This is a genomic window from Micromonospora sp. NBC_00421 (assembly GCF_036017915.1).
In the GTDB taxonomy this organism is placed as follows: domain Bacteria; phylum Actinomycetota; class Actinomycetes; order Mycobacteriales; family Micromonosporaceae; genus Micromonospora.
Window position 1 is genome coordinate 2,816,328 of the sequence record NZ_CP107929.1, and the last position, 12,471, is coordinate 2,828,798.

Annotated in this window: 8 protein-coding genes; 7 read left to right on the forward strand and 1 reads right to left on the reverse strand. The window is 71.3% G+C overall.

Translation table 11 applies throughout. The annotated features are described in order from the left end of the window. Window positions 1-158 precede the first annotated feature (158 nt). On the forward strand, window positions 159-1,190 hold the full coding sequence (locus OHQ87_RS12225) for a LacI family DNA-binding transcriptional regulator (RefSeq protein ID WP_328347929.1): 1,032 nt from the start codon (window positions 159-161) through the stop codon (window positions 1,188-1,190). Window positions 1,191-1,279: 89 nt separating this feature from the next. After that, the gene (locus OHQ87_RS12230; RefSeq protein ID WP_328347931.1) at window positions 1,280-2,266 is read left to right on the forward strand and encodes a family 43 glycosylhydrolase; all 987 of its coding nucleotides are present in this window, start codon (window positions 1,280-1,282) and stop codon (window positions 2,264-2,266) included. Here OHQ87_RS12230 and OHQ87_RS12235 read toward each other — a convergent pair. Beyond that, window positions 2,263-3,828, reverse strand: a complete 1,566-nt coding sequence (locus tag OHQ87_RS12235; protein WP_328348825.1) for a glycoside hydrolase family 27 protein — start codon at window positions 3,826-3,828, stop codon at window positions 2,263-2,265. The two genes, OHQ87_RS12230 and OHQ87_RS12235, sit on opposite strands and share 4 nt — an antisense overlap. Window positions 3,829-4,185: 357 nt before the next feature. On the opposite strand from OHQ87_RS12235, the gene OHQ87_RS12240 reads away from it, so the two are divergent. The 5 genes from OHQ87_RS12240 to OHQ87_RS12260 all read left to right on the forward strand — a co-directional run bounded on the left by OHQ87_RS12240 (window position 4,186) and on the right by OHQ87_RS12260 (window position 12,454). Continuing rightward, the gene (locus OHQ87_RS12240) at window positions 4,186-5,679 is read left to right on the forward strand and encodes a LacI family DNA-binding transcriptional regulator (protein ID WP_328347933.1); all 1,494 of its coding nucleotides are present in this window, start codon (window positions 4,186-4,188) and stop codon (window positions 5,677-5,679) included. A gap of 615 nt (window positions 5,680-6,294) precedes the next feature. Then, window positions 6,295-7,278, forward strand: a complete 984-nt coding sequence (locus OHQ87_RS12245) for a LacI family DNA-binding transcriptional regulator (RefSeq protein ID WP_328347935.1) — start codon at window positions 6,295-6,297, stop codon at window positions 7,276-7,278. Between the two features lie 371 nt (window positions 7,279-7,649). After that, window positions 7,650-9,011 (forward strand): extracellular catalytic domain type 1 short-chain-length polyhydroxyalkanoate depolymerase, encoded by a 1,362-nt coding sequence (locus tag OHQ87_RS12250; RefSeq protein ID WP_328347937.1) that lies wholly within the window; start codon window positions 7,650-7,652, stop codon window positions 9,009-9,011. A 184-nt stretch (window positions 9,012-9,195) separates the two neighbouring features. Further along, window positions 9,196-10,602 carry an arabinofuranosidase catalytic domain-containing protein gene (locus OHQ87_RS12255; RefSeq protein WP_328348826.1) on the forward strand — a complete coding sequence of 469 codons (1,407 nt, stop codon included), beginning with the start codon at window positions 9,196-9,198 and terminating at the stop codon, window positions 10,600-10,602. Window positions 10,603-10,624: 22 nt separating this feature from the next. Beyond that, a complete protein-coding gene (locus tag OHQ87_RS12260) occupies window positions 10,625-12,454 on the forward strand; it encodes an alpha-galactosidase (RefSeq protein ID WP_328347939.1) in 1,830 nt (609 codons plus the stop codon). Window positions 12,455-12,471: the final 17 nt, after the last annotated feature.

The window sequence follows — 12,471 nt, forward strand, 5'->3', positions numbered from 1 at the left end:
GGCTACCGGTCCGGGCTGTCACCGACACCACGCCAGGTGACAGCGGGCACATGGCCACCGACATCACGCCAGGCGGCGGCCGACACCGGGCCGGGCGGGCCGACGCATCATGATGGGCGGGAGCGGTGCCCGTGGCGGCACCCTGATTCGGAGGACCGATGGGCCGCAACAGAGCAACCCTGGCCGACGTCGCGCGGCGGGCCGGGCTGTCCAAGACCGCCGCGTCGATGGTCCTCAACGGTCGGGAGGGCACCCGGCTCTCGGCCGAGGCGCACCAGCGCGTCTTCGCCGCCGCCGAGGAGCTCGGCTACCGACCCAACCTGGCGGCCCGCAGCCTGCGTACCCGCAAGACGGCCACCATCGCGTTCGTCTCCGACATCGTCGCCACCACCCGGTTCGCCGGCGGCCTCATCCGGGGTGCGCTCGACGCGGCCCGGGAGCGCGACCACGTGCTGCTCATCACCGAGACCCAGGGCGACGCCACCTTCGAGCAGTACGCCATCGAGGCCATGCTCGACCGGCAGGTCGACGGGGTGATCTACGCGGCGATGGCGACCCGCCGGCTGACCGTCCCGGCGGCCATCCTCGGTGGCCCGGTGGTGCTGCTCAACGCCACAAGCACAGGACCGGACAGCCTGCCCTGCGTGCTCCCCGACGACGAGCGGGCCGGCCGTACCGTGGCCACCACCCTGCTCGACCAGGGCCACCGGGACCGGATCGCGTTGATCGGCCGCAACCGGCTCAAGGAGGACGACGCCGAGGTCTCCCTCGCCGCGCGGGCCCGGTTGCGGGGCATCCACCAGGCGCTCGCCGACGCCGGGGTCGACCTGCTGACCGAGTGTTTCTGCGCCGAGTGGCTGCCCGAACACGGCTACGCCGCCATGCGCACGCTGCTGGGCCGGCCGGTCCGACCCACCGCGATCGTCTGCATGAACGACCGGCTGGCCTTCGGTGCCTACCAGGCGCTGGCCGAGGCCGGGCTGACCGTCCCGGACGACCTCTCGGTGGTGTCGTTCGACGACGACCCGATCGCCGCCTGGCTGCGTCCCGGCCTGTCCACCACCGCACTGCCGCACGAGCAGATGGGGCGGCGGGCGGTCGAGATCCTCCTCGACGGCGGCGACGCCGAAGCGTCCCTCGTCCCGATGCCGCTGCGGCGACGCAGGTCCGTGGCCGCCCCGGCCGGATAGGCCGCCCCGGCCCGACCACGCAGGCCGCCCGACCCGGTGCGGACACCCCCGACCTGGCCGCTAAAACGATTTAGTGCTAACTTCCCGCCATGCTACGTCTACCCGACCACTGGGTGTGGGACAGCTGGTACGCCCGGGACGACGACGGCCGGTGGCACGCGTTCTTCCTGCGCGCCTCCCGCGCCCTGCACGACCCGCACCGCCGGCACCGCCGCGCCACGATCGGCCACGCCGTCTCGACCGACCTGCGCAGCTGGGAGCTGGTCGCCGACGCGATCGTCCCCGCCGACGCACCGAGCTGGGACGACCTCGCGACCTGGACGGGTTGCACGGTGCGCGGCCCGGACGGGCGGTGGTACCTGTTCTACACCGGGGTCGGCCGCGCCGAGGACGGGCTGGTCCAACGGATCGGTCTGGCCGTCTCCGACGACCTGACCACCTGGCACCGGCACGGCACCGGGCCGCTCGTCGAAGCCGACCCCACCTGGTACGAACTGCTCGACCGGACGCTCTGGTACGAGCAGGCCTGGCGCGACCCGTGGGTGTTCCCCGACCCGGACGGCGCCGGCTGGCACATGCTCGTCACCGCCCGGGTCAACACCGGGCCGACCGAATCCCGTGGTGTCGTCGGCCACGCCACCTCACCCGACCTGGTGAACTGGACCGTCCAGCCTCCGCTGTCGATCCCGGCCGGCTTCGGCCACCTGGAGGTGCCCCAGGTCGCCGTCGTCGACGGCCACCCCCTGCTGCTGTTCTCCACCGACGCCGCCGGCACCCGCCACGACGGCCACCGGATCTGGGTGGCACAGGGGCACGACGTGCGGGGCCCGTGGGACATCGCCTCGGCCCGACCGTTCCCGCACCCGCACCTGTACGCGCCCCGACTGGTAGCCGGTCCGGCCGGTGACTGGTCCCTCATCGGGTTCCTCGACCACGTCGACGGGGAGTTCGTCGGTGCGCTGAGCGACCCGCTGCCGGTACGCTACCGGACCTCGACCGGGCTCACCCCCGTCGACGCGCCGCCCGCCCGCCACCAGGGTCCGGTGCCGGGCGGGCGGCGACGGCCTACCGGCTAGACCCGGTTCCAGCGCTGGTTGGCCGCTGCGGTGCACGACCAGAGGAGCACTGTGGTGCCGTTGGCGGTGCCGTTGTTGTTCACGTCGAGGCAGAGGCCGGACTGCACGCCGCTGATCGTGCCGTTGGTGTTGAACGTCCACTGCTGGTTGGTCTGACCGTTGCAGTCCCAGAGCTGGACCTTGGTGCCGGCGGTGGCGTTGGTCGGGGCGTCCAGGCACTTGCCGAGGGACTGGAGGGTCTGACCGTTGGCCGTCCAGCGCTGGTTGGCGGCCCCGTTGCAGTCCCAGATCACCGGCTGGGTGCCGTTGGCGGTGTTGCTCTGCGGGACGTCCAGACAGCGACCGGAGGCGGCACTGGCCAGCGCGCTCGCGGTGGACGGCGGCGGCGTGGTCGGCGGGGCGGTGCCACCGCCGCTGACCCGGTACACCACAGTGCCGTGCGACGGCACACTCGCGGAGATGGTCCCGGTGCTGGTGGTGCTGGCGTTGGTCCAGGCGTCCACCAGGGTGAAGGAGGACCCGGACTTGCCGATGGCGGCGGCGGTCGTGGAGATCGTCGTCGTCGCGCCGCCCTGGTTGAACAGGGCCACCGCGACGTCCCCGTTGGCCAGCCGCTTGGCCAGCACCCGGCGGGTGCCGTCGAACGAGACCTGGCCGGCCTGCAACGCCAGTGCGTCCTGGTTGATGGCGACCAGGTTGGCGTTCTTGAGGATGGTCTGGGTGGCGGAGTTCATCGACCGGACGTCGTTGCCCGCGATCAGCGGCGAGGCCATGATCGCCCACATCGCGAAGTGGCTGCGCATCTCCGTGTCGGTCATGCCACCCCGGCCCACCTCCATCATGTCGGGGTCGGTGAACGCGCCGGGCTTCGCGTACGGGGCCAGCGGCACGTTGACGTCGATGATGTTCTGGATGCCCATCGGGTAGCCGTTGGTCTGGCCGCTGTTCCAGGTGTTGGTGATGTCCTCGGTGGTGCGCCACATGTTCGCCACGTCACCCCAGTTGCGCTGCGGGCCCGTCTTGGCGTGGATGCTGTTGGGGTTGATGCTGTAGACGATCGGCCTACCGGTGGCCGCCAGGGCGTCACGCATCTTGGCGAACGTGGCGACCTGCTGGTCGATGGATCCGTTCGGCGAGCACCAGTCGTACTTGAGGTAGTCGACGCCCCAGGCGGCGAACTGGCGGGCGTCCTGCACCTCGTGGCCCTGGCTGCCGGTGGCGCCGGGGTAGCTGTTGAAGTACTGCGCGCAGGTCTTGTCGACAGGCACCTGGTAGATGCCGAACTTCAGCCCCCGGGCGTGGATGTAGTCGCCGAGCGCCTTCATGCCCGACGGGAAGCGGGTCGGGTCACCCTGGATGTTGCCGGCGGAGTCCCGGTTGGGGTTGAACCAGCAGTCGTCGACCACGACGTACTGGTAGCCCAGATCCCGCATCCCGCTGCTGACCAGCGCGTCGGCCGTCTGCCGGATCAACGTCTCGTTGATGTTGCAGCCGAAGGTGTTCCAACTGTTCCACCCCATCGGCGGCGTCCGGGCCACCCCGTTCTCCAACGCCTGCGCCATCGGGGCACGTACGCCCACCAGGGCGGCGGCCAGGAGCAGACCGGCCACCGCCGCCCGCCCCCAACCCCGGGCTCGCACGAATCGCTTCACGAAGTCTCCAATCAGTGGCACCGCGTCGGGCGGGGCGCCGGAAGGCCGTCGACCCACACCATCGGTGTGAGCGCTAACAATGGCCCTCATGTTACGGAAGCGTTTCAACGCATTCAACTACTCCCATATGTTTATGGCTGACCCCACCCGAGATGGCCGGCCACGCGGAGCGGGGGAAGAGACCCGACGGGGCCCGTGATCCGGTCACTCCAACATGGAGCCATCATGGAGCTATCCTGGTTGCCTGACATCGCATACGCTGGCTCCATGCCCACTGGCTCCAGGCCCACTGGCTCCAGGCCCGGTCGGCGAGCACGCGGCGAGATCGAGGAACTGCCCAGCGGCTCGCTCCGGGTGCGGGTGTACGCCGGGATCGACCCGGTGTCGAAACGTCGGCGCTATCTCACCCGGACGGTGCCCGCCGGCCCGGTCGCGGCCCGGGACGCCGAAGCGCTCCGCATCCTGCTGCTCGACACGGTACGACGACAGCACGAGCGACCGGCCCCGGTGACAGGCGGACCGGTCGGCAACGGGACGGGTACCGACGGCACGGCGACCACCGTCCCCCCCGACGCCACCGTCCCCCCGGAAGCTGCCGTCCGCCCGGGAGCCGTCGAGCCACCCGGAGCCGTCGAGCCCCGCACCACCACCGTGCCGACCACCACGGTGCCGGCTACGACCGTCGTGCCCCCCACGTCCACTCCGGTCCCGGCGATCGGCGGGGCGACGGGGACGCAGCGGCGGGGTCGACGGCGGGGCGAGCCGACCCTGACCACCATCGCCGCGCTGGCGGACGTGTCGGCGCCCACGGTGTCGAAGGTCCTCAACGGCCGCTCGGGGGTCGCGGCGCAGACCCGCTCCCGGGTGGAGGCGTTGCTGCGCGAACACGGCTACCGCCGGCCGGAACTGGGCACGCCGAACGCCAGCGTCGAGGTGGTCTTCTACGGGATGCAGAGCAACCTGGCGGTGACGATCATGCAGGGGGTGCAGCAGGTCGCCGGGGCACATCAGTTCGCCGTCGGCTTCACCGACGCCCGCCGGCAGGTCTCCGAGGGGCGGTTCTGGGCTCGCGACCTGCTGGCCCGCCGTCCGACCGGGGTGATCGTGGTGCACCTCGGCTTCACCTCCGAGCAGCACGCCCTGCTGGTGGCGAGCACGATCCCGCTCGTGGTCCTCGACCCCACCGGCGAGCCGCCGCTGCACGCCGTCCCGTCGGTGACGGCGACCAACTGGAGCGGCGGGTTCGAGGCCGCCCGGCACCTGCTCGACCTCGGGCATCGACGGATCGGGGTGATCTCCGGCCCGACCGAGCGGCTGTGCGCCAGGGCCCGCCTGGACGGCGCACGGGCAGCCCTGGAGGCGGCCGGGGTCGGGCTGCCCGCGCGTTGGCTCCGCGTCGGCCCCTGGTTCTCCTTCGAGGACGGTCTGCGCCTGGGCGGGGAACTCCTGCGGCAGGATCCCGCGCCGACGGCGATCCTGTGCGGCAACGACCTGCAGGCCCTGGGGGTCTACGAGGCGGCCCGGTTGGCCGGTCGCCGGATTCCCCAGGACCTGAGCGTGGTGGGCTTCGACGACATCCCGTACACCACGTTGTGCGGACCGCCGATGACCTCGGTGCGGCAGCCGCTGGCCGAGATGGGGGCCGTCGCCACCCGGATGGTGTTGGCCCTGGCCGCCCACCAGAGTCTCGCCCAGACCCGGGTGGAGTTGGCGACCACGCTTGTGGTGCGGGACAGCACCGCCGTCGTGCGGGAGCGCTGACCCCCGGCGGGAGCGCTGACCCCCGGTCTGCCCGCGCCGGGGCTACCGGGGGGGACCTCCTGGAAACCTGTCCTTGTCGTTACCGAACGATTTCGAGTAGCATCCGATTCGATCGATACGGCATGTCGTCATGAGGCGGCCTCCAGCGCACACGGCGCTCTCCAGCGCACGCGGCGGTCTCCAGCACGCGGCGGTCTCCAGCGCACGAGGCGGTTCCGGCTTCCACCGGTGGCGCACCGCCCGACGCCCATCTCGACGCGCCGGTCGATGTCATGGTTCACCGTCCGGGTCGGCGGGGCCGCCCCCGACACGGGCGCGGGCCAGTGACCATCGAGGACCGAGGAAGGGACAGAGGCCACACGTTCACCGTCAGTTCGCGCGCCGCCTGCGATCCGTGATGACGAAAATCACGGTACGCGGACGACACTCGGTCACGTCGTCGACCCACCCGGGGCGACACGCCGCGTAGACTCTCGCTGATCCAGCGTTGTCCACGGCGTGTGCGCCCATGCCTTGTTCCTGACGTCCCTGCTCGGACGCCGGGCCGGGCCGCTTCGCCGTCAACGGGCTGCGGGGCGGACCGAGAGGTGTGGGATGACTGTGCGCGCTCCTGCGATGAGAGACGTGGCCCGCCTCGCCGGAGTCTCCCACCAGACCGTCTCGCGCGTCCTCAACGGCCATCCCCACGTGCGTGAACAGACCCGGCTGCGGGTGCAGGCCGCGATCACCGAGCTCGGCTACCGACCGAACCGGGCGGCCCGCACGCTGGTCACCGGCCGGTCACAGGTGCTCGGTGTGGTGGCGCTCAACACCACTCTCTACGGCCCGGCGTCGTTGCTCTCCGCCTTCGAGCTCGCCGCCGCCGAGGCGGGGTTCGCCGTCAGCGTGGGCAGCGTCCGCAACCTGGACCGCACCTCCATCACCGCCGTCGTCGAGCGGCACCTGGCGCACCGGGTGGCCGGCATCGTGGTGATCGCCCCGGTGGAGTCCGCCGGCGAGGCGCTGGAGTGCCTGCCCACCCACATCCCCCTGGTCACCGTGGACGGCGACCCCCGCCGACAGGTGCCACTTGTCACCATCGACCAGGTGGAGGGCGGGCGGTTGGCCACCCGGCACCTGCTCGACGCGGGCCACCGGACCGTCTGGCACGTGTCCGGCCCGGCCGACTGGTTCGACAGCGCGGGGCGGATCGCCGGCTGGCGGGAGACGTTGCAGGCGGCGGGAGCGGAGGTTCCCCCGGTGCTCCAGGCGGACTGGTCCGCCGCCTCCGGGTACCGCTGCGGGCAGATGCTGGCCCGCAGCCCGGAGGTGACCGCCATCTTCACGGCCAACGACGATCTCGCCCTCGGCGTGCTGCACGCGCTGCACGAGCACGGTCGGCGGGTGCCGGAGGAGGTCAGTGTGGTCGGCTTCGACGACGTCCCGGACGCCCCGTACTTCATCCCACCGTTGACCACCGTCCGGCCGGACTTCGACACCGTGGCGGAGGCCAGCCTCGGCCTGCTGTTGACGCAGATCGACGCGGGCGTCGACCACACGTTGCGGCAGACCATCTCCCCCACCCTGATCACCCGGGACAGCGTCGCTCCACCCCGGTGACGGGCGGGCGGACGCCGCGCCCGCCCGCCGTGCCGACCGCCCCGGATCAGGCGAACTCCGCACGCTGGCCGCCATCTATGGACAGCGCCCAGTGTTAACGTTAACGTAACGACAATCGTCGATCCTCGGGAACGAATCCGGGCCGTCCCGGTGACCTCCCGTCGGGTCCCGGGGGCCACGGCCGACGCCGTCGCGGCGGGCGGTGCCGGTCGCAGGCGGCCGGCGCAGAGCGGTCCGAGGCACCAGGACCGCCGCCTGCGGCAGCCGGGGCGGTGCGTCGCGGACGCTCGCACACCCGAGGGCCGACGGTCGGAACCGACGCCCGCACCACACCTCGGCGCGGCGATCACACTCCGGAAGAGAGGCCACCGATGAAGGGCAGTCTGCGCGCCGCGCTGGCAGCCGTCGTCCTCGGTATCGCGGCGACCACCGTCCTGATGACGGCGCAGCCCGCAACCGCGGCGACCCTGACCAGGGTGACGGGTTTCGGCAACAACCCCACCAATCTCAACATGTACCTGTACGCGCCGAGCACGCTGGCGGCCCGACCGGCGCTGCTGCTCCTGGTGCACTACTGCGGGGGCTCGGCCAGTGGGATCTTCAACGGCAACGGACACGACTACGTGACCGCCGCCGACCGCTACGGTTACCTCATCGTCGTACCCGAGGCCACCCGCAGCGGGAACTGCTTCGACGTCTCCACCCCGGCCGCGCTCACCCGCAACGGGGGCGGCGACTCGACCGGGATCATGTCGATGGTCGCGTACGCGCGGCAGCGCTACCCGGTCGACCCGGCCCGGATCGTGGTCTCCGGCTTCTCCTCCGGCGCGATGATGACCAACGTGCTCGCGGCGCAGTATCCCGACGTCTTCACGGCAGCGTCGGCGTTCTCGGGAGTGCCCGCCGGTTGTTTCGCCACCACCGACGGATCGCTGTGGAACAGCAGGTGCTCCGGCGGTAACGTGATCAAGACGGCGCAGCAGTGGGGCGACCAGGCCCGCGCGATGTACCCCGGATACTCGGGCCGCTACCCCCGGATGCAGCTGTGGCACGGAGCCACCGACACCACCCTGGCGTACCCCAACTTCGGCGAAGAGATCAAGCAGTGGACCAACCTGCACGGGTTGAGCACCACGCCCACCCTCACCGACCGCCCGCAGTCCTCCTGGACGCGCACCCGGTACGGCGGGACGGGCCCGCAGGCCCCAGTCGAGGGGATCAGCATCGCCGGGGTGGGTCACCAACTGCCGATGGCCGGCCAACTCGCGTACGCCATCACCTTCCTCGGCCTGGACGGCACCGCGCCGTCGCCCACCCCCACCCCGACGCCGACAGCCACCCCGACGCCGACGCCGACGGTCACCCCGACCCCCACCTCGACCCCGACGCCCACGCCGACGTCGTCGCCGCAGTCAGGGGCCTGCCGGGTCACCGACACGATCAGCGCGTGGAACAGCGGGCTGACCGCGAGCATCACCATCGTCAACACCGCGACCACCACGCTCAACGGATGGTCCCTGGGGTTCACCCTCCCCGCCGGGCAGGTCATCACCGGCGGCTGGAGTGCCAGCTACTCGCCGAGCAGCGGCCAGGTCACCGCCACGAACGTCAGCTACAACGGCACGCTCGCCCCGGGCGCGGCGACCACGATCGGCTTCCAGGCCACCCACACCGGCAACGCCGCCGCCCCCACGGCGTTCACCCTGAACGGTGCGACCTGCGTGGTCGCCTGACCCGCCGTACCCACCCGCGTCCGTCGTCCCCGCGCGCCCACCATCGTCCCCGCGCGGCGTCCAGCGTCGACCCGTCCACCGCTCTGCCGGGACGCAGCGCACCGTCCACCCACCACCGGGAGATCCCGTGCGAGAGACCCGATTGCTCCGCCGACGGCCGGCGCTGGTCGCCGCCGCCACCCTCATGCTCGTCACCGCCGCAGCCGTCCAGACATCGGCATCGGCGGCCGCCGCCGGATGTCAGGTCAGCTACTCCGTCGGCTCGTCCTGGCAGGGCGGCTTCAGTGCCAACGTCACAGTCACCAATCTCGGTGACGCGATCAGCGGGTGGCGGCTGGTCTGGAGCTACACCGCAGGGCAGACCATCACCCAACTGTGGAACGGCAGCTACACCCAGGCCGGCGCCCAGGTCACCGTCACCAACGCCAGCTACAACGCCGCGATCCCCACCAACGGCACCGCGAGCTTCGGCTTCAACGGGGCCTGGACCGGCAGTAATCCCGCCCCGGCCTCGTTCAGCCTGAACGGCACCACCTGCACCGGAGGGGTGAACCCGACCACCCCGCCGCCGACCACCGGCCCACCGCCGACCACGCCACCGCCGACCACCCCGCCCCCGACTACCCCACCGCCCGGCACCAGCCAGCCGTGTGACATCTACGCCGCCGGTGGCACCGCCTGCATCGCGGCGCACAGCACCACCCGGGCGCTCTACGCCGCCTACAACGGCTCGCTCTACCAGGTGCGCCGGTCCTCGGACAACACCACCAGGAACATCGGTGTGCTCTCGCCCGGCGGACGGGCCAACGCCGCCGGCCAGGACAGCTTCTGCGCGAACACCAACTGCGTCATCACGATCATCTACGACCAGTCCGGACGCGGCAACAACCTCGGCTACCAGGGGGCCGGCGGCGTCGGTGGCGCCGTCCAGCCGGCGGTCGCGAACAAGGAGTCGGTGACGGTCGGCGGCGACAAGGTGTACTCGCTCTACATCCCCGGCAAGAGCAGTTACTGGCGCGACGGCCACCTGACCGGGGTGCCGACCGGGGCCGCGCCGGAGGGCATGTACATGGTCACCAGCGGCACCCACGTCAACAGCGGTTGCTGCTTCGACTACGGCAACAGCGAGACCACCCGTCGCGCCGACGGCGCCGGCGCGATGGACGCGATCTACTTCGGCACCAGCTGCTGGTTCGGTGGCTGCTCCGGCTCCGGGCCCTGGGTGCAGGCCGACCTGGAGTACGGCCTCTACCCGGGCGGCAGCAGTTCCTGGAACTCCAACCAGCGGGCGTTCACCAGCAAGTTCGTCACCGCCACCCTGAAGAACAACGGCACCTCGCGCTTCGCCATCAAGGGCAGCAACGCCCAGTCCGGCAGCCTCTACACCCTCTACGACGGCTCGCTGCCGCGCGGCTACAGCCCGATGAAGAAGCAGGGCGCGATCATCCTGGGCAGCGGCGGGGACTGCTGCATCGACAACACCAACCAGAGCGTCGGCACGTTCTACGAGGGGGCGATGGTCGCCGGCTACCCGTCGGACGCGACCGAGAACGCGGTCCAGGCGAACATCACCGCCGCCGGCTACCGCTGATGCGACGACCCGAGGAGGTTCGATGGACCACCGCACCGTACGACCGGCAGTCCGACGGACGGCCGTCCTGCTGGCCGCGATGCTGGTGCTCGTGACCGGTCTGGTCGGCACCCCGTCACCGGAGCCGGCACGGGCCTGGGACAACGGCGTCGCCGACACCCCGCCGATGGGCTGGAACAGTTACGACTCGTTCAACTGGAGCGTCACCGAGGCCGACGTCCGGGCCAACGCCGACTACATGGGCGCGAACCTGCGGCAGTACGGCTGGCAGTACATCGTCGTCGACTGGGCCTGGTACTTCCCCGGGCAGCACAACGGCAGCCCCAACCAGGACGCCAACCTGCAACCCCGGCTCCGGATGGACGGCAACGGCCGGCTGCTGCCCGACACCACCCGGTTCCCGTCGGCGACCGGCAGCAACGGGTTCAAGCCGCTTGCCGACCACGTGCACGCGCAGGGGCTGAAGTTCGGCGTACACCTGATGCGGGGGATTCCCCGGCAGGCGGTCGCGGACAACGTGCCGATCCTCGGCACCTCCTGCCGGGCCAACCAGATCGACGCCGGCAACAGCGCGGCCTGGCTCAACCTGATGTGGGGGCTGGACATGACCAACCCCTGCGCCCAGGCGTACCTCGACTCGGTGTTCCAGCTGCTGGCCTCGTGGGGCGTCGACTTCGTGAAGATCGACGACATCGCCGCGCCTACCTACCGGCAGTCGGAGGTCGACGGATACCGGCTGGCGATCCAGCACAGCGGCCGACCGATGGTGCTGAGCCTGTCGCCGGGCGCGACGCCGCTGTCCGCCGGACCGCACGTGCAGAACAACGCGCACATGTGGCGGATCGTCAACGACCTGTGGGACAACTGGTCCTCCCTCGACGCCCTCTTCGACCAGCTCCGCGACTGGACGCCGTACCGCAAGACCGGTGCCTGGCCCGATCCGGACATGATCCCGATCGGTCGGCTGTCCAAGTACGGCCCGGTCGGCTCGCCGCGGTACTCGAACCTCACCGCGGACGAACAGCGCACCCTGATGACGCTGTGGGTGATCAACCGGGCGCCGCTGATGTGGGGCGGCAACCTGGTGGAGAACCGGGCGGCGGAGCTGGCACTGATGACCAACAGCGCGGTGCTCGCGGTCGACCAGCGCAGCGCCAACAACCGGCAGCTCACCGGCGGCACCCGGCAGGTGTGGGTCGCCGACGTGCCGGACAGCACCGACCGGTACGTCGCGCTGTTCAACCGGGAGGGTGCGGCGGCCACCGTGTCGATGAACCTGGCCGACCTCGGCATCGGCTCGGCCACCGCGACCGACCTCTGGTCCGGCGCGGCCCTCGGCACCTCGACCGGGACGTTCAGCCGCTCGTTGCCCGCCCACGGCGCCGGGCTCTACCGGTTGACGCCCCAGACCACCACCCCGACGCCGACGACGTACACCCTGACGGCGCAGCACAGCGCCAAGCTGTTGGACGTCAGCAACGCCGGTACGGCCGACGGCACCAACGTCGTGCAGTGGACCGCGAACGGTCAGGCCAACCAGCGGTGGCGGTTCCAGGACGCCGGTGCTGGCTATTACACGGTGACCAGCGGCAACAGCGGCAAGTGCCTCGACGTCTCCGGCGGTGCCGGCACGACCGCGGACGGTGCCCGGGTGGTGCAGTGGACCTGCAACGGCGGCACCAACCAGCAGTGGCGACTCCAGGACGTCGGTGACGGTCAGGTGCAACTGGTCGCCCGGCACAGCAACAAGTGTCTCGACGTGCTCAACGCCGGCCTGACCGACGGGGTGCAGGTCGTGCAGTGGACCTGTGGCACCGGCGCGAACCAGCGGTGGCGGCGTACGCCGGTGTGACGGGGAGGAACCGGTCT